Origin of the sequence: Actinokineospora sp. NBRC 105648, from assembly GCF_030269645.1 — a bacterium.
Lineage (GTDB): Bacteria > Actinomycetota > Actinomycetes > Mycobacteriales > Pseudonocardiaceae > Actinokineospora.
The window spans coordinates 202,348-226,385 of sequence record NZ_BSTR01000007.1; the positions used below are offsets into that span (position 1 = coordinate 202,348).

The following is a 24,038-nucleotide window of genomic DNA, read 5'->3' on the forward strand; positions in this document are numbered from 1 at the left end:
GTGAGATGAGCAGGCAGGCAGCACCCGGAGGCAGCAATGAACACCAACGGCGACCACCCCAGAGCCCCGATCGAACCGGCGGTGTGGAACGACCCGGTGATGCGGTCTGCTCTCGCAGCCCACGACATTGGGCAGGTGTATCGCCAGCTCGGCCGGATCGGCGTCTCACAGCGACGCATCGCCGCGCTGACCGGGCACTCCCAGCCCGAGGTATCCAAGGTCATCGCCGGCCGCCAGGTTCAGTCCTACCAAGTATTGGCGCGCATCGCCGACGGCTTGGGCATCCCCCGCGGCCTCATGGGCCTGGCCAGCAACGACACCACTCCGTCAGCAGGCGACCAGCCGCGCGAAGAAGACACCATGCCCGACCGACGAGACTTCCTAGGGCTGCTCGCCAAGGTCGCCATGGGCGCAGGACTCACCGCGGCCGACCTGGCCATCCTGGCATCCCCGACCACTCCCACCCCGACTCCCGCCCGAGTGGGAGCCACCGAGGTGCACCAGCTCGCGCAGGTCACCGCCGCCCTGTGGACCCAGGAGAAAGCACTGGGCGGAGGCGCCGTCCGAGACGCAGTGATCGCCCAAGTGGCATGGGCACAAACGCTCATGCGAGCCGCCCACACCGACCAGGTCGAGAAGGACCTACACGTCGTCCTATCCGACCTGCTCCGCCTGGCCGGATGGGCAAGCTACGACATGCGCCTACCGGGCGCAGCCGTCCGCTACCTGGGCCAGGCTGTCATAGCCGCAGAAACCGCAGATGACCCCATGCGATCGGCGTTGACCCTGGACTGCACCGCCCGCGTCTACCTACGCCACGGCCACATCGACGAAGCCCTACAGATCGTCGGAGTCGGCGCCATCCCCGCAGAACGCGCCCAATCCCACGCCACCACCGCATGGCTCATGTCCACCAAGGCCCGCGCCTACGCCACCGCAGGCAAGAAGCCCCAAGCCCACGACGCACTCAGCCTCGCCGCAGACGCCCTGGCCAAGATCCCAGCCGAGCACGACGCACCACGCCTGCCCTGCGACTACACCACCGCCACCCTCGCAGCCGAGTCCGGCAAGACCCTCGCCGCCCTGGCCGACCGAGACCGCACACACTGCCCCGCAGCAATCGACGCCCTCACCGCCTACACAGCCACAACCGACCCCGGCAAAACCAAACGCCAAGCCTTCAGCCTGGCCAACCTAGCCACCTGCCACCTACGCGGCGGAGACATTGCACTCGGAGTACAGCTCGGACACGAAGTCCTAGACATCAGCGCAAGCATCGCATCACGCATGCTGGCTGAGCAGGTTGGCACCCTCGCGGCAGCCGCCCGTCACCACGCCACGAACCCTGAGGCCGTAGGCCTAGCTCATCGCACAGACGCATTCGCTGCCGACTGATTCCCCAGCCAATCATCCTGCGAGCTCATGCCCTTGCCTGCGGCGATGCGACCTCAGCCCGGATGGCGATCATCAATGCTCGTCCACGGAAGCAGCATGAGGGATCCACGCTAGTTCATCGGCCTACTGGCCAAGACCGCCAGTATCGCCACCGCAAAAATCGTAAAGTCAGGAAACTGCGCGGATTACTTCGATTTCTTCGATTAGGCGTCGCATGCCAAAGAGGGGGCCAACTAGGCGGGCTCGTTCTGCCTGCGGAGTAGGGATCTGACTTCCTCCCACCACCCAGCTTCGGTGAGCCACGCGCCCTCGCGCCTGGCTTACATCATTCATTGAGTTCAGCCATGGATGCCAACTGCCGTCTATATCAATGCCCAGCGGAACGAACAGCTTCAGTACGTCCTTTTCTGACACACCGTTGTTCTGTGAGATTTCACCCTGGACCTTGTTTAACGCCTTGTTCACCCTGTCCTGAATATCCTTAGGCCTCTTAGTCACCGACATGGGGGGGAAATCACACTTTTCCTTGTGTTCGACGATTAACTCCGCGACAGTCTTCGATAAAATTCCTTTCGAGTTCTTCATAGCCAATTCAGTTGCAAGCTCCTGAGCGCATAATTCTAGAAATCCCTCCATTTCAGCGTGCGCAGAAAGTCTGAATGCGAACATTTGTCGAACTTGGTCATCCCGGTAGCTCGCTGTGGGACTAATTTTCGGCAGGAACTCTTTCGACAATTTGCGGATGCGCGACAAGAGTTCGCGATATTCAGTCCACATCGTCGATTTCTATTCTTCTCCCACCTTCAGTTAGCCGGGGGACTTTAAGGGATACATTCAGAACTTCCGACAGTCTGTCACCCCAAGCACTTAGCCTTCGAGAAGTTGCACCAACTGTTTTAGTTGTGGTCGTCAAAGCCAAAGAGAAGATCCTGTCGCTAGTATTCAACTCATAGAATGCGCTCACGACTGCGTCTTTGTCAACCAAAGCTAGGTCGACAATTCGCGGATCGGAAAAGTAATATAGCATGATGTCAAATACGGTCCGGTTGAATCGGGTCTCCCACTGTCCTGTTTCAGCTACTCGATGAAATGCGTGATCACCAAATATTTCTTCTGTGGCCCGAATTGCTTCATTACATTTACGCGACTCGTCTAGCACAGCGGATTCTGTCGTACGCCAGTTTCTGTTTAGTTCATCACAGGTTTCGTCAAGAAACTTTTTGAGATTCCCTCGGTAAGCTTCGATATTGAAACGAAAAGCCAGAAACCTTACGAGAAGTTCGACGTCACGCATACGAAAGTCGGGCATCTGGGAAACGCCCAGAATTCGATGGAGTTCACGGCTTCGTCCAGCGAAGTCATCTGCAAATCGGGTAAAGGGACCTGGCGAAAGAGCCTGCCGGAGCTCTTGCGCAGAAAGGGGTAGTGTTTGATGATTGATCCGATGAAACACTAGGTGCAGAAACTCTTTACTGGGCCATTGTTTTATTACAACAGTTCGGATGGTCCTATTGGTTAGCCTGTTCGCGTATCGACTGATCGCCGCGTCGCTGAGTATGTCTGCTCGCGTCAACCCATTAAGCTGCGGGAGCACGGTCAACCCGTTGAGCTGCAAAGGACTGTGTTCCGAATAGAACGATTCCAATGCAAGGAGCCGCTGCTTTCCATCTATGACGATGTACCTGGTGAATCCGTCGTCATCGATCTCATGTTCGGCAAACGTAATCTGTGGAATGGGCAGGCCCAAGATGAGGGACTCGATGAACTTGCTCTTTCGACTGTCCGTCCATGCATTCCGCCTTTGAAAATCTGGATTTAGGTCAAACGACTTGGATCCAAGTTGGGAAATTATTGTTTGGACGGTCCAATCTGACGGCGCAAGAACAACATTGCGGAAATCCATATCTTTGATCTCCGCAATGTCCGACTCTGACTCGGTACCGGAATTCTCCGGCTCAACCGAGAACAGTGCGAGGTCGGAGTTTTCGAGATCGTCTGCAATCAATTCATCGTCGGTGTCGGTCATATCGCCTCCCACTTGGCCCTCGAGCATCCGCTTGTTGCTGAAGATGACTCTAGGGGATCAAGGCCGCGCCGCCTGCGCGGCGCGGCGCTGTTGTGCCTGGCGGGTGTGCGTATGGCCCGGGTCCATCGCGCCAAGGCGCGGGCTGCCGCTTCGCTTCGCCCGCGCTGGCGCGCGGCACGGGTCCGGCGCCCCTCGGGACGCGCCACGCCGCGCAGGCGGCACGGCAACAGCCTTAAGAAGCCAGCCAAGCGGACCATCACCGGATTGAGGGGCTTGGCGGGCTCGTCACCGCGCGGACTGGTGGACGACGTCAAGCTCAGACTGTCGCAGGCTGACGGGCCGACGGTTTCGAGCCGGGCGCGCCGCTAGCAAGTACCTGGACTGACGGTGAGTGGTACCAGGGGCGCCCGCCCCTGGACCCCGGGAGCCCGCAGTACGATCCGCGCACACGACCGCTGGTGCTCATGTATGCCGCGCGGATCGCACTACGGGAGCGTTGCGACGGGCAGCGGGTGCGTGGCGCCGACCAGGCACAACGGCTGAAAGAGCATGATCATCCCCCGCACTAACCCCGCGAAAAGGTCGACAAACGACCATCATCGACGCTTGAGATCGACGGACCTCCGCCGCCGTTCAGACAGGTGAGAGCAGCTAGCAACAGTCCACGGCAGGCATCACAAAGGACAGAGCGGCGAACCGTAGGTTCTGGGTTCGAGCCCCAGGCGGCCCACAAAGCCCCAGGTCAGCGACCTGGGGCTTCGTCATGCGGGTGATCATCCACGGTCCGGGAGACGGTTTACGGACGGTTTTCGGCTGGACTCGTTCCTACGAGCGCGCCCCGTCCCACTGGCCGTGGTGGAAGACGTCGGTTGCGGGGCGGCGGCGTTGGGCGACGCGGTCTGGTTGGGGTGGGAGGTCCGGGGCTCGGTAGCCCACGGTGATCGCGCCGATGGGGGCGTATTCCGCGGGCACAGCGAACTCCGCGTGGAAGCCGGCGAGGTTTTCCGGGGCGATGCCGAAGAAACACGCCCCCAAGCCCTCGTCCACGGCTGTCAGGAGCATCATCAGGGCGGCCATTCCGGTGTCGATGTACCAGTACGGCGCGGGCCAGCGCGCCTCCGCGCGGTCTTCCCAGCCCTTGTCCGGTTCGGCGTAGCGGTCGAGGTAGGCCTGCTTGTGCGCCAACGGGACCACGACCAGTGGCGCGTCCTGCATCGCCGGTGTCTGCTCGACCCGGGTGGGGATGAGGGGCCAGAACCGGGCCCGGTCGGCGGGCTCGGTGAGCACCAGGAACGCCCAGCCCTGCGAGAACCCCGCCGACGGCGCGCGCAGTGCGCTGGCCAGGACCCGGTCGATGACCTCCTGGGTGAGCGGCTGGTCGGTGTAGTGGCGCACCATCCGGCGCCTGCGGATCACCTCGGCGAACTCCATGGTTCGACGGTACCGGGCGGCGACCAGGGCCGACAACCCATCGATGTCCACTGTGGACAGAAAGCCCCTGGCAGGAAGTGTCCGCAGAATGGCAGCAAAGTTCCGCACGCCGACGGCGCCGCCGTGCAACCCTGCCCGGGGGCCCGGTGTTCTCCACACCGGATCCACTGTGGAGGGGGAGAAGTCGATGGGGCGGAATCGCAAGGCGCTGGCCGCTGTCGTGGTCACGGTCGTGTTGTGGGCGTCGGCGTTCGTGGTCATCCGGCACGCCACGCCGCACTTCGCGCCGGGGGCGTTGGCGTTGGGGCGGTTGCTCTCCGGGGCCATCGCGTTGCTGCTCGTCCTCGGTCTGCGCCGCGAGGGCCTCCCGTCCCGGCGGGCTTGGCCGGGGATCGCGTTGTCCGGGGTGCTGTGGTTCGGCTTCTACATGGTCGCCCTCAACTGGGGCGAGCGCCAGGTCGACGCGGGCACCGCCGCCCTGGTGGTCAACATCGGTCCGCTGCTGATCGGCCTGCTCGGCGGTTGGCTGCTCAAGGAGGGCTTCCCGCCCCGGCTGATGGTCGGGATGGCCGTGTCGTTCGCGGGTGCCGTCGTGGTGGGCATCGCGAGCGGTGGCGACGGCAAGACCAGCCTCCTCGGTGTCGGCATCTGCCTGGTCGCCGCGATCAGCTACGCCTGCGGCGTGGTGCTGCAGAAACCCGCCCTGCGGCACGCCTCGGCGCTGCAGGTCACCACGTTCGGCTGCACCATCGGGGCCATCGCCTGCCTGCCGTTCTCCGGCCAGCTGGTCGACGACCTGCAGACCGCCCCGCTCAGCGCCACCCTCGGCATGGTCTACCTGGGCCTGTTCCCCACCGCGCTGGCGTTCTACACGTGGGCCTACGCCCTCTCCCGCACCACGGCGGGCAAGCTCGGCGCCAGCACCTACGCCGTCCCGGCCCTGGTCGTCCTGCTGTCCTGGATCTTCCTCGACGAGGTGCCCAGCGCCCTTGCCCTGCTCGGCGGCGCGATCTGCCTCACCGGTGTCGCCGTGTCGCGCAGCCGCAAGCGGGAGCGCGAGCTCGCGCGTTCACAGGGCGCGCGATGACGGTGTGGTGATCTAGCTTGGGGCCTGACGCACCCCAGGGAGGAACCCCATGCACCTCGACGCGGCCGACCAGGCCCAGCGGGCGCGCGCGTTCGCCGAGCTCCACCAGGGCCCGAGCGCCTTCGTGATCGCCAACCCGTGGGACGCGGGCACCGCCCGGGTGCTCACCGGCCTCGGCTTCCGCGCCCTGGCCACCACCAGCGGCGGACTGGCCTTCAGCCTCGGCCGCCCGGACGGGGCCAACCTGGTCACCCGGGACGACACGCTGGCCAACGCGCGCGCCATCGTCGCGGCCACCCACCTGCCGGTGGCCGCCGACCTGGAGAACGGCTTCGGCGACCGGCCGGAGGACGTCGCCGAGACCATCCGGCTGGCCGCCGAGGCGGGCCTGGTCGGCGGGTCGATCGAGGACGCCACCGGCAGGCCGGACGACCCGGTCTACGACCTGGACCTCGCTGTCGAGCGGGTCGCCGCCGCGGTCGAGGCGGCGCGGGCGATGCCGTTCCCCTTCACCCTCACCGCGAGGGCCGAGAACTTCCTGCACGGCAGGCCCGACCTCGACGACACCCTGCGCAGGCTGCGCGCCTACGAGCAGGCAGGCGCCGACGTGCTCTACGCCCCCGGCCTGCCCGACGTCGAGACGATCCGCGCGGTGTGCGCGGCGGTGGACAAACCGGTCAACGTGCTGGCCACCGGCGCCGCCGCCAAGTGCTCGGTGACCAAGCTGGGCGAGCTCGGTGCCCGCCGGGTCAGCCTCGGCTCCGCCCTGCCGCGCGCCGCGCTGACCGCCGCCGTGCTCGCCGCCCAGGAGATCGCCGAGTCCGGCACCTTCACCCTGACCACCGGCGCGCTGACCACCGCCCAGGTCCACGGGCTGATGGCACCGTAGCGGCCGTGCGCGCTGACGAGCCCGACCCGTACCCGGCCTACGCGCGCCTGGTCGCCGAGCGACCGTTCGGCCTCGACGACACCGGCTTGTGGATCGCGGCAAGTGCCGCGGCCGTCGAGGCCGTCCTCACCGCCCCCGCAGGTCGGGTGCGCCCAGCAGCCGAGCCGGTGCCCCGCGGCATCGTCGGGACGCCCGCCGGTGCGGTCTTCGGCGGTTTGGCGCGGATGACCGACGGCGCGCCGCAAGCCCGGCTGAAGTCGGCCCTGCTCAAGGCCCTGGGAACGGTGGACGCCGCCCGGGTCGAAGCCCTCGCGCACACCGCGGCCCATGCGGCGCGCACCGCCGATGAGCTGCAGTTCGACGTCCCGGCCCGGGTCGTGGCCACGCTCCTCGGGCTCGACGCGGGCCAGTCCGCCGAGGCCGCAGCCCTGATCGGCGACTTCGTCCGCTGCATCCCCGCCACCGCGACGACCCAGGACAACACCGCCGCGGCCGCGGCGGCCGAGAAGCTGCTCGGCCTACTGGGCCCGCACCTGCGCGACGACAGCGACAGCCTGCTCGGAGCGCTGGTCCGGGCCGCGGGCGCGGCGGAGTCCCCGCTGCTGCCCGCCAACGCCGTCGGCCTGCTGTCGCAAACGTTTGACGCCACCGCGGGCCTGATCGGCAACACCCTGCTGGCCCTGGCCCGCGAGCCCGAGCCGGACGACCTGACCGCGTTCGTCACCGAGGTCGCCCGGCACGACGCGCCGATCCAGAACACCCGCCGGTTCACCGCCGAGGACACCGACGTCTTGGGCCACCACCTGCCCGCGGGCTCGGCCGTCCTGGTCCTGCTCGCCGCGGCCAACCGCGATCCGGCGGCGAACCCCGACCCGCACGTGTTCCGCCCCGGCCGCGAGCGGACCAAGATCTACACCTTCGGCCTGGGGGCGCACCGCTGTCCTGGACAGGTGCTCGCGACCGCCATCGCCGTCGGCGTCGTGCGCGCTGTCCGCGAGCGCGGGGCCACCGCCGTGCTGGAGACTTACCGTCCGTCCGCGAACGCCCGAATCCCGGTCTTGCGCACCGGGTGAGAGGACCGAGCCCCATGACTGTCCTGTGGATGCGGCACGAGGTGCGCACCACCGAGCGCCGCGCGCCGATCGTGCCCGGGGACGCGAAGACCCTGGTCGAGGCGGGTGTCCCGGTCACCGTGGAGGACTCGCCGCAGCGGGTGTTCCCGATCGGGGACTACGCTGCGGCGGGCTGTGCCGTCGTCGCGGCCGGGAGCTGGGTCGACGCGGCGGACGACGTGATCGTGGTCGGCCTCAAGGAGCTGCCCGACGAGCCCGCCCGGCTGCGCCACCGGCATATCTACTTCGGACACGCCTACAAGGGCCAGGACGGCGCGGGCGAGCTGCTCCAGCGCTTCACCGACGGCGGCGGCGCCCTGCTGGACCTGGAGTACCTCACCGAGGCCACCGGCCGCAGGCTGGCCGCGTTCGGCTACTGGGCGGGCTACGTCGGCGCCGCGTTGGCCGTCCTACAGCTGCGCGGCACCCTGCGCACGCCGTTGCGCCCGCAGACCCGCGCGGAGCTCGACGCCGCCATCGCGGGCCATGGCGACGACACGAAGGCCCTGGTCACCGGCGCTCTCGGGCGCAGCGGCCGGGGTGCCCGCGACGCCCTCGCGGTGGCGGGCATCGAGCCGACCGCCTGGGACCTGGCCGAGACCCGGGTGTTGGACAAGGCCGCGCTCATCGCGCACGACATCCTGGTCAACGGCGTGCTGACGGTCGAGCCGGTGCCGCCGTTCCTCACCGACGCCGACCTCGACGACCCGGCCAGGCGGCTGCGGGTGATCTCCGACGTCACCTGCGACGTCACCTCCGACTGCAACGTCCTGCCGGTCTACGACCGGATCACCGACTGGGACGAGCCCGCCCGCGCGCTGCGCGCGGACAACCCGGTCGACATCATCGCCATCGACAACCTGCCCTCGCTGCTGCCGCGCGAGGCCAGCACCGCGTTCTCCGCGGACCTGTTGGCGCACCTGCTCAAGCTCGGCCAGGTCGGCGCCGACGACAGCGGCCCGTGGGCGCGGGCACTCGGGCACTTCCACGCGGCGGTCAAGGAGAACGGTCATGGCTGAGCGGGTACCGGCGAGCGGGACCGTGCACTGGGTCGGTACCGGTCTGTCCACCGGAAGCGGCGTCCGGGTGCTCGCGGAGACGGCGACCGTTGTCCTTTATGGACGAACAGTCGAGAAGGCTGGCGCGTGCGTCGAGCGGCTCGGGCTCACCGGCCGGGTAGCCGCGCGAGCTCTGGACGAACTGGCGCCGAGCCGGGGCGACGTCGTCGTGTCCATGCTGCCGGCGAGCGAGCACGTGCGGCTGCTCGAGCTCTGCCTGGCCACCGGCGCGCACTACGCCAACACCAGCTACGTCTCCCCGGAGATCGCGGAATACGCCCAGGCGGCAACGGATGCGGGCATCGTGCTGCTCACCGAGGCGGGCTTGGACCCCGGCATCGACCACCTGCTCGCGCACGACCTCGTCGCCCGCGCCGAGGAAACCCTTGGCGCACAACCGTTGACGGTCGAGTTCACCTCGTACTGCGGCGGGATCCCCGCGGTCGCCAACGAGTTCCGTTACCGGTTCAGCTGGGCACCGCGCGGCGTGCTGACCGCGCTGCTCTCCCCGGCCCGCTACCTCGGCGACGGCGCCGAGCAGGTCGCCGAACGCCCGTGGGAAGCCGTGACCGACCACGTGCTCGGCGGCGAGACGTTCGAGGTCTACCCCAACCGCGACAGCCTCCCCTTCATCGCGCAGTACGGGATTCCGGCGTCTTGGACGCTGAACACCTTCGTGCGCGGCACTTTGCGCTTGCAGGGCTGGCGCGACGCGTGGGCACCGGTGTTCGCCGAGCTGCGCGACCCGGACCCGGACCGGATCACCGCGCTGGCAACGGAACTGGCCGCCCGCTACCCGACCACCGACGCCGACCGCGACCGCGTCGTGCTCGCCGTGCGACTGGCCGCGACGGGTCCGGACGGCTCCTGGTCGGGCGAGCACGTGCTCGACCTGGTCGGCGACGACACCGACAGCGCGATGGCCCGGCTGGTGTCCACCCCACTCGCGGTCGGGATCGGTGAGGTCCTTTCCGACCGGACGCCCGCCGGGTTGCACCGCGCCGCCGAGGGCCCCGAGTCCGCCCGCCGGTGGCTCGACGGCCTGGCCCAGCACGGGATCACCACTACCCAGCGGTAATCGACCTGCGGCCCGCCACCGGATGGACCACAGTGGGCCGGTGGAATCCGGAGTGGCGGTGTGGCGGACCCAGGGCTGGCGCGACCAGGCGGTGGGCTGGCTCGACGAGCGGCTCGCCGCGGCGGGTGCCCGGCGGGTCGGGCAGATCGAGGAGCCGCGGGTGCGGCCGTGGTCGACGGTGTTCGCCGCCCCGACCACGGCCGGACGCGTGTGGTTCAAGGCGATGGGACCGGACACGGCGTTCGAGGCCGGGCTCTACGAGGTGCTGCACCCGGTGGTCCCCGACCGCGTGCTGACCCCGATCGCCACCGACCGCGAGCGCGGCTGGATCGTGCTGCCCGACGGTGGCCCGACCCTGCCCGACGGGGCCGCGCTCCCGGATTTCCTTGCCAGGTACGGACAACTGCAGCGCGACCTCGCCCCGCACGTCGACGCGCTGCTCGCCGCGGGCGTCGCCGACATGCGCCCGGCGATCCTGCCCGCCCGCTTCGCCGAGGCCCTACGGCTCATCGACGGCGTGCCCGAGTCCATCGCCGCGCTGGCCCCCGAGGTGGCCGACTGGTGCGCCCGACTGGCCGCGTCCGCGGTCCCGGCGAGCATCGACCACAACGACCTACATGCGGGGAATGTCTTACCGGACGGCCGTTTCTACGACTGGGGCGACAGCGTCGTGGCCCACCCGTTCGCCTCCCTGCTGGTGCCGCTGAGCATGCTCCCCGAGGCCGCCAGGGCAGGTGCGGTCGACGCCTACCTGGAACCGTTCACCGACCTCGGCACCCGCGCCGAGCTGCGCGATGACCTCGAACTGGCCTGCCGCGTGGGGAAGATCGCCCGGGCCCTGGTGTGGCACCGGGCGGTGGCCGCGGCGCCGAGCGACTTCGCGGACGCGCCACTGGCCACCCTGGTTGCCTTGGCGAAACCGTCCTTTACCGACTGAACACCGGATATCCTCCGCCGCGGCGCTGCGGAACCGGGTCGGGGGTACGCACGTCTACCCGACGACTTCGACCCAGTAGGGGGCAGACATGGCGGACATCGAGTACCGGTTCGGCACCGGCGAGGCCGACCCGAACGTGCACCACGGCGCGGCCAACGTGGACGTCGACGGTGACGGCACCAACGACGCGATCGCCGTCGACTTCGACGGCGACGGCCGCTACGACGACCGGATGTGGGACTCCGACGGCGACGGCGTCGCCGACACCGCGCTGCTGGACTACAACGACGACGGCGTCGCCGAGTCCGCCTACCGCGACCCCAGCGGCGAGGGCACCTGGAACGAGCACGGCCAGGGCGGCGCCGACTCGCTGCCGCCCGCGCACCCGACCACCGACGAGAACACCGACCACACCCAGGACGTCCCCGCCAACGCACCCGAGGACGGCGGCTTCGAGAACCAGCCCGTCGACGACAAGGCCACCACGGACGAGCCCCCCACCGAGGGCAAGGACGCCGACACCACCGGCACCGAAGGCAAGGACTCGGGTACCGAGGACACCAGTCCCGGCACCGAGGACACGAGCACCGCCGGTACCGAGGACACCAGCACGGGGACCGAGGACACGGGCACCGAGGGCAAGGACTCCGGCACCGAGACCACCGAGACCGGCACCCACGAGTCCGGCACCGAGGACACCGGCGCGCACGACCCGAGCGACCCCAAGGACTCCGACTTCGAGGACACCTCCACCACTGACGAGTCCCCCGACTCCGAGTACGAGGACACCCCGACCACCGACGAGGACACCGGGTCGACCGAGGACACCACCGGGCACGACGGCTCCCCGGTGGACGACGTCCCGATGGAGATCCCCACCGAGGAGGACCCCTTCGGCGACCACGACAGCGGCCACGGGGATCACCACGGGGGCCACGACGACCACGACAACGGGGACGTGTTCGACAACCTCACCCCCGAGGAGCCCGCCGACCCCGCCCTGTCCGAGTGGTACTCCGACCTGGACCACGGCGGCACCCCCACCTGCTGACCCGACCAGCCCGTGCCATGGGCGACCATGGCACCGGCTGGTTCCCGGAGTGCCGAGTACCGGGACGCCGAGTACCGGTCAGGCGATCACGTTCGCGAAGATCCGCGACCACACGGCGTGGACAACGAGTCCCCCGGTCGCTCCAGCTCTACAGCGTCGACCCCAAGAACGTCACCGACGCCGTCACGATCACCGCCGCCGGCGGCCTCCCCGACCACCTGGACATGAACTTCGGCTGCCCGACGTCAACACCCTGACAACCTCACAGTCGGCGCTACGGGTGCGGGCCGACCGTCACGATCGTCAACTGGCCGTCGCGAGGTCCGTAGATCCACCAAATGCGCCACGCTGACGGGGTCTTGTTCTCGACGTAGGACTCCCACAACGGAGCACCCCCCGGACCGGGGACTGATTGGTAGTTGTGTGAGTGCAGCCCGGGGTGTCTCGGCCCGACCTGTTCGAGCAGTCGAAGAGCCTTGCGCACCTTCTTCAACTTCGAAGCATATTGCTGTTTGGCTCGCAGATCGTTGAGGACCTTGGCCGCCTCAGCTGCGTAGACGAGCTCGAAGGGTGGAGCACTCACGCGTCGTCTTCGTCCTCGTCGTCTTCTGAGGTCACCCAGGACAGGGGGCGCACGTTGCCTTCAGCCGCGTCGGCAAGACCGCGAAACAACGAAGCTCGCAGTTCGTCGTCCTCCCAGACGAGGAGTTCCCGCTTCGGGATACTCGCCAACGGCGTCAACAGGATGGCTCCGTCAGCATTCATCGAGACGGCGTAGCGATCGTCTTTGTGTGCACCTGCCTTGCCAATGGCGACCCGGCCGCGCTCGTCGGCCGTCACCTCGGCAACCGGCCTGAAATCATCGAGCATCGTCATGGCACACCCCCTTCACGCTCCAAACTACCCCGGAGCGCCAAGTTGGGCAATACCCACATACCCACACGGGAATCGGACTGTGGCGCCGACCTGTCCGGCTAGCCTGGAGCCCGTGTCGTCCGCTGTCTCCTCCTTCAAGATCGGGCCGTACCCGGTCAACCCGCCCGTCGTGCTCGCGCCGATGGCCGGGATCACCAACGTGGCCTTCCGACAGCTCTGCCGGGAGTTCGGCAGCCCCACTTCGCTCTACGTCTGCGAGATGGTCACCGCCCGCGCCATCGTCGAACGGGACTCCAAGACCCTCGAGATGATGACCTTCGGCGACGACGAGTCCCCCCGGTCGCTCCAGCTCTACAGCGTCGACCCCAAGAACGTCACCGACGCGGTCACGATCATCGCCGCCGAGGGGCTCGCCGACCACCTGGACATGAACTTCGGCTGCCCCGTCCCCAAGGTCACCCGCAAGGGCGGCGGCGCGGCGCTGCCGTACAAGCGCAGGCTCTTCGCCGAGATCGTGCGGGCCGCTGTCCGGGCCGCCGAGCCCGCGGGCATCCCGGTCACCGTCAAGTTCCGCATCGGCATCGACGAGGACAATCACACCTACCTCGACGCCGGGCGGATCGCGGAGTCCGAGGGGGCCGTGGCGGTCGCCCTGCACGCGCGGACGGCCGCGCAGCGGTACTCCGGGCAGGCGGACTGGTCGCACATCGCGCGGCTCAAGGAAGCTGTCACCACCGTTCCCGTCCTGGGCAACGGTGACATCTTCGACGCCACCGACGCCATCAAGATGGTGGAGCAGACCGGCTGCGACGGTGTCGTCGTCGGGCGCGGCTGCCTGGGCAGGCCGTGGCTGTTCCGCGAGCTGCACGCCGCGTTCACCGGCCAGGAGATCCCCGCGGGGCCCTCGCTCGGCGAGGTCGCCGCCATCCTGCACCGGCACGCCACCCTGCTCACCGCGCACATCGGCGAGGACAAGGGTGTCCGCGACCTGCGCAAGCACATGGCCTGGTACCTGCGCGGCTTCCCGATCGGGGCCGACATCCGCCGGTCGTTCGCCATGGTCAGCACGCTGACCGAGATCGAGGACCTGATCGCCCGGCTCGACCACGACGCCCCCTACCCGCCCGACGCCGAGGGGCCGCGCGGGCGGCAGGGGTCGCCCGGCCGGGTCGTGCTTCCCGAGGGCTGGCTGGACGACCCGGAGGACGCGGCCGTCCCGGAGGGCGCCGAACTCATGCACTCGGGGGGCTGATGCGCCGCGCACCGGCGGTCCTGCTCGCGGTCCTGGCCGCGTCGGGCTGCTCGACGACGATCACCGGCAGCGCCGTGCCGCGGGACGAGGGCGGCACCCCTGACCAGGAGCGTTCCGTGGTCAGCCGTTACTTCTCCGACCTGAACGAGGCGGGCGGCGAGGGCCCCACGGCCCAGCGCGAGTTCCTGCGGCGCACCCAGCACCCGGACTTCACTGACCGGCTCTGCAACCTCGGCGACCTCACCCTGCGCATCGAGCCCGCGCTGTCCACCCTCCGCCCCGACACGAAGTGGACGCCGGAGAACGCGAGCAAGCCCCCGCGCGGGGACGTGTTCGTGGTCGGGGTGTCCATCCGCATCCGGCGGGACACCGCGACGCTGGCCGAGCAGATCGGCTCGCAGCGGGTCGTGGTGCTCGACGGCAAGGCCTACGGCTTCACCCCGTGCCCGACCAGCTGACGCCGAACGGGTGAGCCCAAACGAGCGCGGAGGGCTACTGGCCTGCGGATCCATCACCGGTATGGAGCAGTGTGGGGTCCACCAGTAGGGGGAATTCCTGCGTCCATGCGTCCCGGTCGCTCAAGGGTCACGTCATTCCGGACGACACACACGTACGTAGGGAGGTGACCGCGGTGGCCGTTCTGGGACGAGGTGTCGCCAAGCCCGAGCCCGACCAGCGGGATAGCCCGTGGCGGGACCACCGGGTCAGCGAACCCACCATTCCGCTGCGCCACCCCGCGATCGCCGAGCGCGCCGAGAACCCCGACGAACCCCCCGCCGACGCGGCGAACCTGGTCAGCCTGCACGAGTCCATCGCCGCCCTGCTCGCCTCGCGCGGTCAGTACCGGCAGGCCTACCAGCACCTGCGCAGCGCGCTCGACCTGATGTCCGAGCTCAGCGAGCCGCCGCAGATCCCCGAGCAGTTCCGCCGCGAGGTCGACCGGCTGCGCCGCGAGCACGCCGAGGCCCACGAGCAGAGCATCCGGGACAGCCTGACCGCCAGCTACAACCGCCGCTACCTCGACCAGCGGCTGGTCGACCTGGTCGCCGAGCAGGGCCGGGCCGACGGGCTGGCCGTGGCGCTGGTCGACCTGGACTGGTTCAAGCAGGTCAACGACACCTTCGGCCACCTGGTCGGCGACCGCGTGCTGCAGCGCGTGGTCGAGCTGCTGCAGCAGGGCCTGCCCGAGAACGGCTTCTGCGCTCGCTACGGCGGCGAGGAGTTCGTGCTCGTGTTCCCCGGGGTCGACCGCTCCGCCGCCGTCGCGCTCGCCGAGGCGGCACGCGCGCGCGTGGAGGGATTCGCGTGGTCGAGTCTGGTGCTCGGGCTGCGCGTGACGGTCAGCATCGGCCTGGCCCACGAACCCGCCATCCGAGTGGCGGACAACACACCGGCTGCTCCGGAGCGTCAGCTGCGCGAGGCGGACGCCTTGCTCTACACGGCGAAGCAGTCCGGTCGCAACGCTGTCGCATACCTGCTCGACGGCAAGGCTCACCTGGCCGGGGCCGCCGCCGGTCGACGCGCGGTGAGCGCACCGCGGGCGTCAGCGCGGTAACGAGATCATCCGGGCAGCGATAGCCCAGTTGGGCTAGAGCTATCGGAAGAATTTCGTACTGATAGTGAACAAACTTCGGACTGCCGTCGTCACGGGGGACAGCCATCCGTACTATCGCACCCGCAGCGTGACACGATCGGGTAAGCAACCGAGCGCGGCACAGCAACGTGTTGATAACCAACTGACAACGGTTCGCGCAGTACCGCGGAAGGAGCACGGGTGCCCGACGACTACGACCGCGAACCGGGCTCCCCCTCAGGCGGCAAGCGCCGCGCCCCGGACCCCACCGAGCAGCCGCGCCGCCGACGCCGCTCGATGGAGGGGGCGGGCGGGGTCAGCGTCTCGGACCTCGTCGAGCGGCACACCGGGTCGAAGACGAACCTCACCCCGGTGCAGCCGGTCCCCGAGCCGGAAGAGATACCGAGACACCAGGCCCCCGGCGGACACCAGGCCCCAGCCCCCACCGGCAGGCGCGCGGCGCCGGAGACAGGCCCACCCCGACACGACGACGCAGGCTCGCAGCCCCGGGCTCGCCGCGCCGCCCCAGATTCTCCTGGCCGCACGGATTCCCCTGGTCGCACTGAGGTCCCCGGTCGCTCGGGGGCGCCTGGCCACGCAGAACTCCCTGATCAGGCAGAACTCCCTGGTCGCCCCGAACCCACTGGCCGCCGAGCCGCCCCGGACGAGCCCCGCTCCCGCCGCGCCGCGCCAGAACCCAGCGGTCGCCGAGCCGCCCCGGACCCCGAGCCCCAGAGCCGCCCCGCAGGTGGGCATCGCGCCGCGGACCCGATCGAGCAGGCGGACGGTCCCTACGCCGGAAGTGGCCCCGAGCCCGTTGGTGGATACCGCGCCGGGGACCCGCCCGTCGGTCCCCGCCCTGGAGACTTCGACCGACCGGCAGCGGGCAGGCGCAGCGGAAACAGCCCTGAGCCGACAAGCGGCAGGCGCGCCCGGACCCCCGAGCCCGCCGGTGACTACCGCGCCGGAAACGCGGGCATCCCCGCGAACCTCCCGCGCGTCGACAACGCCGCCGCGCCCATCGGCCAGCCGGTCGGCGACGCCGCCGAACTCGCGGGCCGCCGGGTACCCACCGGTCGTCGCCGGGCACCGGAACCGCCCGTCGACACTGCTCCAGCCATCAACGACGCCCCCTCAGGCCACGCCAGGCGTTCCCGCGCCGACGTCAGCCCACCGGCGAACCCGCTGGACACGTTCGGTGACCGGCCGCAACCGGGCCCCCGCCGGGCTCTCGACGACAGCCGCGGCCAAGCCCCGCAGGCAGAGCAGGTTCCCAGCCGCCCGGCACCGACGTCGCTCGGCGCCGCGTTCGGTGCGCGCCGCGGCGCGGGTGCGGACAGCGAGCCCGTCCAGCCCCCGCCCGCTCCGCCCCAGCCAGTCGCGCCGGTCCAGACACCGCCGGTCAGCCCGCCGGAGTCACGCCGGACGCGGACGTCCACGCACTCGGTGCCCGCCGACATCCTGGCGCGCTCCACGGGCCAGCCCGCGGAGCGACCCGCGCCAGCAGTCGCCGAGGACGCCCTGCCGAAGTCGGTGGCCGACTTGCTCGGCAACGCCCCGGTGGGCAAGCGGGCCAAGAAGGAGACGTTCGCCGAGTCCGCCGCCCGCGGCCGGGCCGACGCCCAGCGCTCGCTCCCCGGCAACCCGACGCCGCCGCCCGCCCGGCACCTCACCGCCGACGAGCCGCCCGCGGGCCCGCTGCACCCGCCGGGCACCCCGGAGTTCCCGTACGGCGAGGGCGCTCCCGCCCCCCTCCGCCCGCCGGCCGGCGAGGAGCGCCCCCAGGCGCCCGGCCGCGGTCCTGTGCTCCCGAACAGGCGCCCCCAGCCGTCGAACAACGCCCCGTTCGCGCTGCCCGCCCCGTTCGCCGATGAGCAGTCCGCCGATCACCCTCGCGGCCGCACCCCGTTCCCCAACGACGACGCCTTCGGCGGACCCGCGGTCCAACGGCCCCGCGCGGCCCAGCCCGACGAGCCCCCGTTCGGCGAACACCCGCAGCCATCCGGGCGCGCGCCGCACCCCGGCCAGCGCCCTCGAGGACCGCAGCCCAACGACGAGGCGCCCTTCGGACAGCCGCCCGCAGGCCGGGCACCCCAGCCCGGCCCACGGCCGCGGGGTCCACTGCCCCGCGACGACGAGTCCGCGTTCGGCGAGCAGCCGCAACCCTCCGGTCGCCAGCCGCACCCGGGTCAGCGGCCCCGCCCGCTCACCGACGACGAACCCCCGTTCGTGCCTTCCGGTCGAGGCCAACGCCCTCCCGGCCGCGGTCCGCTGCCCGACGAACTCCCTTTCGGGCAACACCCGCAGCCCTCCGGTCGCGCGCCGCACCCGGGCCAGCGCCCCCCGGCACCTGACGAACCTCCCTTCGGGGAACACCCGCAACCCTCGGGTCGCGCGCCCCACCCCGGCCAACGCCCCCAGGGCCGCCCGCCGATGCCCCCCGTGGACGAGCGGCAAGGCGGGCAGTCTTCCGGCCAGTTCCCAGTGCACGGCAGGCAACCGCACCGTGCGGACCAGGGGTCCGGGCGCCAGTCCGGTGAACGCCCCGTGCCGCCCCCGGACGGTCCTGGCCAGCGCAACGGCAGGCCCCCGGGCCTCACCGGCCAGTACCCGACCCCGGGCGAACGCCCCGCGGCAGTCGACCCGACCGACTTCACCGGCCAACGCCCGCTCCCGCGCGAGCAGGCACCCGGCCCGGCAGAGGGCTTCACCGGCCAGCGCCCCATTCCGGGCGAGCAGTCGCAACGCCCGGACTTCACCGGACAGCGACCGATCCCGGGCGAGCAGTCCCAGCGCCCGGACTTCACGGGTCAGCGCCCGGTCCCCGGTGAGCAGTCCCACCGCCCGGATCACCCCGGTCAACGCCCCGTCCCCGGTGAGCAGTCGCAACGCCCGGACTTCACCGGACAGCGACCGATCCCGGGCGAGCAGTCCCAGCGGCCGGACTTCACCGGGCAGCGACCCGTTCCCGGCGAGCAGTTCGCGGGCCAAGCCGATCCCGGCCCCGCCGGTCAGCGCCCCGCGTTCCCCGGGCAGCGCGGCCACACCGGTGAACGCCCCGTTCCCGGCGATCCCGCGCAGCGGACCGGTCAGCGGCCGATCCCCGGCGACTCGGCGGAGCAGGGCCACCGCGACCCGAACGGCAAGCCGGGCATCCCGCGCCAGATCCCGCCCGGCCAGTCGTCCATGCCGCCGCACCCGGACGCCGACCAGGCGGCCGCGCCCGAGCGGGTGCCGCTCACCCCGCCGCCGGGCACGTCCAGCCAGGACGTCATGGGGCTGACCACCGAGATGGAGCCCATCGGCGAGGCCGTGCAGAAGCGCAGGCGCGTCGACCAGACCCTGGCCCGGTTCTCCAAGGTGCACGACGAGATGAAGGCCGAGGAGAAGGCCAAGAAGTCCAAGCGCATCAAGCTCTCCCCGTGGGCCGCCGAGGACGCCGCGCTCGACGAGAAGCTCGACGAGCTCGGCCAGGTGCCCGCCGAGCCGACCGTGGTCGTCGCCCCGGTCGACCGGAACCAGGACCGGGACCGGAACGGCGGGGATGGTGGGGACACCAAGGACGACGAGAAGCCCAAGCGCCGGTGGTCGCTGATCGCGAAGGTGTTCTCCGGGTCCACCGCGATCTTGGTGTTCATCGCGACCGGGATCGGCTGGGGTTTCAAGGAGTACACCGACAACGCGTTCGAGCAGGTCCGCGCGCTGGACCCGAACTCCGACGCGATCCAGAACGCCGAGGGTCAGCGCGGCGACGAGAACTTCCTGCTGGTCGGCTCCGACAGCCGGGAGGGCGCCGAGGCCGAGGAGGGGGTCGGCGACACCAGCAAGGTCCCCGGCGCGCGCTCGGACACCGTGATGGTGGCGCACATCCCGGCCGACCGGAAGCGCGTGGTCGTCGTGTCGTTCCCGCGCGACCTGGAGATCAACCGGCCGGGCTGCGAGCGGTTCGACTCGAAGGCGGCCAAGTACACCGGCGAGCAGGTCGTGGCGCAGAAGACCGCCAAGATGAACACCGCCTACCAGGTGGGCGGCCCGCTCTGCGTGACCAAGGTGGTGCAGGAGATCTCCGGCCTGCAGATCACCCGGTTCCTCGGCATCGACTTCACCGGCTTCCGCGGCATGGTCGACGCGGTCGACGGGGTGAACGTGTGCGTCGAGAAGCCGATGTTCGACACCAAGCTGAACAAGTGGATCGTGCAGGAGGCGGGCACCGAGGTCGCGCTCAAGGGCGAGCAGGCGCTGGACTTCGTGCGCGCCCGGCACGTGCGCGGCGACCCGACCTCGGACTACGGCCGGATCAAGCGCCAGCAGCGGTTCCTGTCCTCGTTGCTGCGCAAGGCCATGTCCGGTCAGGTGCTGCTCGACCCGGGCAAGCTGACCAAGTTCACCGACGAGGTGTCCAAGTCGACCTTCGGCGACAACATCGGGGTCGAGTCGCTGATGCAGCTCGGCCAGTCGCTGCAGGACCTGGAGCCGGGCCGGGTCACCTTCATCACCGTGCCCACCGTCGGCGAGGCGAACTCGCGCGGCAACGAGGTGCTGCGCAAGGACGACACGAGCGCGCTGTTCAAGGCGATCATCAACGACCAGCCGCTGCCGGGTGAGCGCGCGGGCGCGCCCAAGGGTGGCAGCACCCAGCAGGCCGCGCCGCTGCGCCAAGAGCCGCAGCCCGCCGACCCGAAGACGCTGAAGATCCAGGTGCTCAACGGCGGCAACCCCACCGCCAACATCGCGCGCCGCACGGCCGACAAGCTCGCGGCCTTCGGTTACACCGTCGTGCAGGTCAACCCGGGTCCGTCGGTGCCCAAGTCCGTGGTGCGCTACGGCAAGGGCCACGAGGGCGCCGCGCAGACACTGGCCTCATCGATCCCCGGGGCGCTGCTCCAGGAGGACCCCGGCATGGGTGCCGCGCTGATCCTGGTGCTCGGCCCCGACTTCAACGGCCAGGTCAACGCCCCAGGCAGCGGCCCGACCCCCGCACCGGCGCCCGCGCCGCTGCCGCAGGACCTCTCCACCGTCAACGGCGGAGATGTGAACTGCGCCTAGTCGCACCCCGTTCATCTTCGGTTTACCCCGCGATGGCACGACGCCTGTTGTCGGCGCTCTAGGCTGTGCGGCATGCGTGAGGCTTACCATCTCGAACTAGGACAGCTCGCCGACAAGCTGGCGGGCATGTGCTCCCAGGTCGCCGAGGCGATGGAGCTCGCCACGCGCGCTCTCCTCGAGGCGAACCTGAGCATCGCCGAGCAGGTGATCAGCGGCGACGAGAAGATCGACGACGCGCGCTCGGCGTGCGAGGAGCAGGCGTACGCCCTGCTGGCGCTGCAGGCGCCGGTGGCGACCGACCTGCGGACCGTGCTCGCGGCGATCCACGCCGCGGAGAGCCTGGAGCGGATGGGCGACCTGGCCCTGCACGTGGCCAAGGCCGCGCGGCGCAGGCACCCGGCGCACGTGCTCCCGGACCCGGTCAACGGCTACTTCGCCGAGATGGGCCGCGTCGCGGTGCAGCTCGCGCGCAAGGCCGAGGACGTCATCCGCAGCCAGGACGTGGCCGCGGCGCGCGCCCTCGAGGACGCCGACGACGAGATGGACGACCTGCACCGGCACCTGTTCACGCTGATCATGAACAAGGACTGGGACCACGGCGTCGCCTCGGCGGTCGACGTGACCCTGCTCGGCCGGTTCTACGAGCGCTACGCCGACCACGCGGTGTCGGTGGCCAAGCGGGTCGTGTTCGTGGTCACCGGCAGGCTGCCGGGCACCACCAACGACGAGGACCTGTAGGCGCTCTCAGCGCCTCGGCACGGCGGACGTGACGAGCTCACCCAGCTGCTGGGTGAGCCGTCCGCTGTCCGCGGGTGAGTACGTCGCGCGCAGCGCGCCGTCGGGCTGCGGCCTGCTCACCGACAGGTAGCGGCCCGCGTCGGTGTCGATCCAGCCGACGCTGCCGACCTCGACCTCCCGGCCGTGCCTGCCGCGCCCGGTGACGGCGAAGAACCCGTAGCCGGTGCGCGGGCGCTCCAGCATGGTGGCCGCGAGCCGCAGTTGGGTGTCCGAAGTGGACCTCGGCGCGCGGACCTGCTGGACGAACCCGCCACTCTGCTCCGGTCGCGGCGCGGGCTCGGTGACCAACACCGACTGCCCCGGGCCCGCACCGGCCCTGGGCAGCAGGTCGACCAGCGCGCGGGCCAACCCCGACGGGCTGATCAGCTCGAACCGGATCGACTGTCCTTCTTGGACAGCCAGCACCCCGGTGTTCCCAGCCGCCGCAGCCCGTGCCCGGATCGGACGGTCTTTGTCGACAGTCCCCATCGCGGCGACCGCGACGTCGTGGTCGGCGCAGACACCAAGCGCCGCCTCGACATCCGGGGCGATCTGGTTGCGGTGGATCAGCCCGCGGTTGGTCAGGTCGGTGAAAACCGCCCGCGCGATGCGGTCACGGTCCTCTTCGAACTGACCGAAACTCGGGACCTCGAACGGGAACAGCCGGACGTTGACCCGCAACACCTGGGCGAGCGTGTCGACCGCGGCGAGCGACAGCGAGAACGAGCGTGGTGGCATCGAGGCCTAGCCGCCGATCACGGGTGGCGCGGTCATCTCGTCGGTGCCGAACACCTCGTCCGGGTCGGCCTCGACCAGGTACGAGGGCCGCTGGTGCTCCTCGTCCTCACCACCCTGGCCGCGTCCGCCCCCGGCACCCATACCGCCCGCGCCCGGAGCACCCCGACCACCGGCCGCCGCGGCACCACCGCGACCGCCCGCCGCCGCGTGCTCGGCCGCCAACGCGCCGACCCCGGACGCGCCACCCGCACCGATACCGCCGGGCTTGCCGACGCCGCCGCGCACGCCCTCAGCACCACCAGCCATGCCGCCCCCGCCAGCACCGCCACCCGCGCCGCCGCCGAAGCCGCGACCTCCGCCCGCACCGCCGCCGCCCCGTCCGCCACGCAGCGAGTCCTCGCCACCGGTGAAGGGCCCACCGCCGCCGATGGGCGCGAACCCACCCGGCAGCCCGCCCTGGTTGTTGCCGGGGCCCGCGTTGTTGCCCGCGGGGATGTTGCCGGGGTAGCCGGGGGTGCCCGGCTGGGTGCCGGGACCCGGCCAGTTGCCGGGGTTGGTGCCGTTGTCACCGGGGAAGGTCGGGATCCCGGGCGTGCCAGGTGGCCTGCCGGTCCCGCCGCCGGTCCCGTTCCCGCCGCCGGTGTCGCCCCCACCGCCGGGCGGCTTCACCTGGTGCGTACCACCGTCGGAGCCGTCACCGCCGCTGAACGTGCTCGGTCGCCCCCCGCCGTCGTCCCCACCGACGTCGACGGTGCCCGTCTTGGGCTTCTCGACCTTGTCGACGCCTTCCTTCTCGCCCTTGCCTTCGTCGCCCCCGCCGCTCATGGTCGGCGGCGTGGCGAAGGCGGGCATGGTCGACGAGCTGCCCAGGCTGCCGTCGTAGGTCCCCACGACCCGCGCGGCCTCGGCGTGCGCGGACTGGCTCTCCCGGTACTCGGCCATGTACTGCGCGCCCTTGCGCACCAGGTCGAGCGGGTTCGTCGTGGTCATCAGGTCCCGGTTCGCCGCCGCGGCGTCGAAGGGCACCTCGTCGGGCATCGAGTTCTTCGCCTCGGCCAGCGCGCTCGACTGGATCCCGGCCTGGGTGCCCGCCAACTGCGCGCTCTGCCCGGCCTTGCCCACCCAGTTGCCGACGTCGGCCATGAACGTGCGCGCCGAGTCCCCGGCCTCGCCCTGCCAGTCGGCCCGGCTGTCGTTGATCGCGCTCGCCACCTCGGTCTGGAACCGGGTCATCGCGTTGCCCGCGCCCAGGTACAGGTCACCCATCTCGCCGACCTGGTCCGGATCGACGTCCTGGGTCACCATCGGCTTGAGCGCCGAGTGCTCGTAGCTCTGGTAGTTCGTACTCCGCATCCCCGGTGCCTGCCGCAGCTCGACCCCGTGCGCGAGCTGCTGGGCCTGCGCCGACATCTCCTGGTTGTACTGCTCCCGCACGTCGCTGTTGCGGCTGAACCGCTTCCAGATCTCCCACCAGTGCGAGTTGTCGATGTCCTGGTCGACCTGCTGCTCAGCCTGCCCCTGGACATCGGCACTGGTGTCGGAGGTGCCCTTGCGGTCGATGTAGTACGGACTGCGCGGGTCGTAGGTCGGGTCATACCCGGGATCCCGCGGGTCGTAGTTCGGACTCGACGGGTCGGAGACGTCCGTCGCCCGCGGATCCCCCTTGGGCGGGGTGTAGGCGGTCCTCATCGGCCCAGGCATGACTCGACCTC

Annotated in this window: 20 protein-coding genes; 14 read left to right on the forward strand and 6 right to left on the reverse strand. The window is 70.2% G+C overall.

The annotated features are described in order from the left end of the window. Positions 1-36 precede the first annotated feature (36 nt). A complete protein-coding gene (locus QSK30_RS09770) occupies positions 37-1,395 on the forward strand; it encodes a helix-turn-helix domain-containing protein (protein ID WP_285501535.1) in 1,359 nt (452 codons plus the stop codon). A gap of 168 nt (positions 1,396-1,563) precedes the next feature. Here the strand turns inward: QSK30_RS09770 and QSK30_RS09775 are convergent, their stop codons facing one another. The 3 genes from QSK30_RS09775 to QSK30_RS09785 all read right to left on the reverse strand — a co-directional run bounded on the left by QSK30_RS09775 (position 1,564) and on the right by QSK30_RS09785 (position 4,852). Next, positions 1,564-2,172: a HEPN domain-containing protein gene (locus tag QSK30_RS09775; protein ID WP_285501537.1), complete on the reverse strand. Its 609-nt coding sequence runs from the start codon at positions 2,170-2,172 to the stop codon at positions 1,564-1,566. Further along, positions 2,162-3,421, reverse strand: a complete 1,260-nt coding sequence (locus QSK30_RS09780) for a DUF262 domain-containing protein (protein ID WP_285501539.1) — start codon at positions 3,419-3,421, stop codon at positions 2,162-2,164. The genes QSK30_RS09775 and QSK30_RS09780 overlap by 11 nt, the downstream gene beginning before the upstream one ends. Positions 3,422-4,246: 825 nt before the next feature. Then, positions 4,247-4,852 carry a nitroreductase family protein gene (locus tag QSK30_RS09785; RefSeq protein WP_285501541.1) on the reverse strand — a complete coding sequence of 202 codons (606 nt, stop codon included), beginning with the start codon at positions 4,850-4,852 and terminating at the stop codon, positions 4,247-4,249. Positions 4,853-5,039: 187 nt separating this feature from the next. Between QSK30_RS09785 and QSK30_RS09790 the strand changes: the two genes are divergently transcribed. From QSK30_RS09790 to QSK30_RS09825, 8 genes are all read left to right on the forward strand, one after another. After that, on the forward strand, positions 5,040-5,939 hold the full coding sequence (locus QSK30_RS09790) for a DMT family transporter (RefSeq protein WP_285501543.1): 900 nt from the start codon (positions 5,040-5,042) through the stop codon (positions 5,937-5,939). Positions 5,940-5,988: 49 nt separating this feature from the next. Continuing rightward, a complete protein-coding gene (locus QSK30_RS09795; RefSeq protein WP_285501545.1) occupies positions 5,989-6,828 on the forward strand; it encodes an isocitrate lyase/PEP mutase family protein in 840 nt (279 codons plus the stop codon). A 5-nt stretch (positions 6,829-6,833) separates the two neighbouring features. Next, positions 6,834-7,901, forward strand: a complete 1,068-nt coding sequence (locus QSK30_RS09800) for a cytochrome P450 (protein ID WP_285501547.1) — start codon at positions 6,834-6,836, stop codon at positions 7,899-7,901. Between the two features lie 14 nt (positions 7,902-7,915). Then, positions 7,916-8,959 carry a saccharopine dehydrogenase gene (locus tag QSK30_RS09805; protein WP_285501549.1) on the forward strand — a complete coding sequence of 348 codons (1,044 nt, stop codon included), beginning with the start codon at positions 7,916-7,918 and terminating at the stop codon, positions 8,957-8,959. After that, positions 8,952-10,076, forward strand: coding sequence for a saccharopine dehydrogenase family protein (locus QSK30_RS09810; RefSeq protein WP_285501551.1), 1,125 nt, complete (start codon positions 8,952-8,954; stop codon positions 10,074-10,076). Before QSK30_RS09805 ends, QSK30_RS09810 begins: the two co-directional genes overlap by 8 nt. Positions 10,077-10,116: 40 nt before the next feature. Then, positions 10,117-11,013 (forward strand): phosphotransferase, encoded by an 897-nt coding sequence (locus QSK30_RS09815; RefSeq protein WP_285501552.1) that lies wholly within the window; start codon positions 10,117-10,119, stop codon positions 11,011-11,013. 88 nt (positions 11,014-11,101) lie between these two features. After that, positions 11,102-12,064, forward strand: coding sequence for a prolipoprotein diacylglyceryl transferase (locus tag QSK30_RS09820; protein WP_285501553.1), 963 nt, complete (start codon positions 11,102-11,104; stop codon positions 12,062-12,064). A 17-nt stretch (positions 12,065-12,081) separates the two neighbouring features. Beyond that, positions 12,082-12,321, forward strand: a complete 240-nt coding sequence (locus QSK30_RS09825) for a tRNA-dihydrouridine synthase (RefSeq protein WP_285501555.1) — start codon at positions 12,082-12,084, stop codon at positions 12,319-12,321. Positions 12,322-12,643: 322 nt separating this feature from the next. Here QSK30_RS09825 and QSK30_RS09830 read toward each other — a convergent pair whose 3' ends face one another. Next, positions 12,644-12,940 carry a hypothetical protein gene (locus QSK30_RS09830; RefSeq protein ID WP_285501557.1) on the reverse strand — a complete coding sequence of 99 codons (297 nt, stop codon included), beginning with the start codon at positions 12,938-12,940 and terminating at the stop codon, positions 12,644-12,646. A gap of 112 nt (positions 12,941-13,052) precedes the next feature. On the opposite strand from QSK30_RS09830, the gene dusB reads away from it, so the two are divergent. The 5 genes from dusB to phoU all read left to right on the forward strand — a co-directional run bounded on the left by dusB (position 13,053) and on the right by phoU (position 21,549). Beyond that, on the forward strand, positions 13,053-14,192 hold the full coding sequence (dusB, locus tag QSK30_RS09835) for a tRNA dihydrouridine synthase DusB (protein WP_502871811.1): 1,140 nt from the start codon (positions 13,053-13,055) through the stop codon (positions 14,190-14,192). After that, the gene (locus QSK30_RS09840; protein WP_285501559.1) at positions 14,192-14,650 is read left to right on the forward strand and encodes a hypothetical protein; all 459 of its coding nucleotides are present in this window, start codon (positions 14,192-14,194) and stop codon (positions 14,648-14,650) included. Before dusB ends, QSK30_RS09840 begins: the two co-directional genes overlap by 1 nt. Positions 14,651-14,814: 164 nt before the next feature. Beyond that, positions 14,815-15,747 carry a GGDEF domain-containing protein gene (locus tag QSK30_RS09845; RefSeq protein ID WP_502871812.1) on the forward strand — a complete coding sequence of 311 codons (933 nt, stop codon included), beginning with the start codon at positions 14,815-14,817 and terminating at the stop codon, positions 15,745-15,747. Positions 15,748-15,966: 219 nt separating this feature from the next. Continuing rightward, the gene (locus tag QSK30_RS09850; protein ID WP_285501561.1) at positions 15,967-20,811 is read left to right on the forward strand and encodes an LCP family glycopolymer transferase; all 4,845 of its coding nucleotides are present in this window, start codon (positions 15,967-15,969) and stop codon (positions 20,809-20,811) included. A gap of 72 nt (positions 20,812-20,883) precedes the next feature. After that, a complete protein-coding gene (gene phoU / locus QSK30_RS09855) occupies positions 20,884-21,549 on the forward strand; it encodes a phosphate signaling complex protein PhoU (protein ID WP_285501562.1) in 666 nt (221 codons plus the stop codon). 6 nt (positions 21,550-21,555) lie between these two features. On the opposite strand, the gene QSK30_RS09860 is transcribed toward phoU, so the two are convergent. Together QSK30_RS09860 and QSK30_RS09865 are read right to left on the reverse strand one after the other, a co-directional pair. Next, on the reverse strand, positions 21,556-22,326 hold the full coding sequence (locus QSK30_RS09860; RefSeq protein ID WP_285501564.1) for an ESX secretion-associated protein EspG: 771 nt from the start codon (positions 22,324-22,326) through the stop codon (positions 21,556-21,558). Between the two features lie 6 nt (positions 22,327-22,332). Further along, positions 22,333-24,027, reverse strand: a complete 1,695-nt coding sequence (locus tag QSK30_RS09865; RefSeq protein ID WP_285501566.1) for a hypothetical protein — start codon at positions 24,025-24,027, stop codon at positions 22,333-22,335. Positions 24,028-24,038: the final 11 nt, after the last annotated feature.